This is a genomic window from Chromobacterium fluminis (genome assembly GCF_011602385.1).
Taxonomy (GTDB): domain Bacteria; phylum Pseudomonadota; class Gammaproteobacteria; order Burkholderiales; family Chromobacteriaceae; genus Chromobacterium; species Chromobacterium fluminis.
In genome coordinates, this window is the sequence record NZ_JAAOMA010000127.1 from 1 (window position 1) to 546 (window position 546).

Sequence of the window (546 nt, forward strand, 5' to 3'; positions counted from 1 at the left end):
CCACCGCGGTATTGGTCTTGCGCAGCGTCGCCACGCCTCGCACCGCGCCGGCCGGCGCCACGCCGTCCGCCACCGTCCGTTTGTAACCCTTCAGCGCCGGACCGCCCGGCAAGTTGTCCGCCGGGGTGTTGCGATGCGCGCCCGTCTGCTCCGACGTGGCGCCCAGCGCCTGACCCGCCGCGTTGAACCACACGATGTGCACGCTGGTATTCGCCCGATGCGCGCCGGTGTACACCGAGAAGGCGTAGCGACGTCCGGCTTGCACTGGTACGCTTTGCACCAGTTCCTGGTAGGCGTCTTGCGGGTGACGACCGGTCTGGTGCAAGTAGACGGTGTTCTCGCCGGCCAGGCCTTCCGCTATCCGCCAGTCGGCGTCCAGATTGCCGCCCACTTCGGCCTCAGCGTTCCACGCGCCATAGCCCCAGTTCGCCACCTTGCCCGGCGCCGAGGCTTCGAACAGGCTGTTGCGCAGCAGGTTGGCCTGGGCGCGCTCTTGCAGGCGCTCCGCCGACAGCCCCATCTGCGCCAGGCTCTTGGCGTAGCGTA

1 protein-coding gene is annotated in these 546 nt (G+C 69.0%); it reads right to left on the minus strand.

What is annotated here, in order from left to right; all coding sequences use genetic code 11:
* Window positions 1–546 (minus strand): hypothetical protein (locus HA052_RS27180; protein WP_206119081.1); only part of this gene is annotated, 546 nt, incomplete at both ends.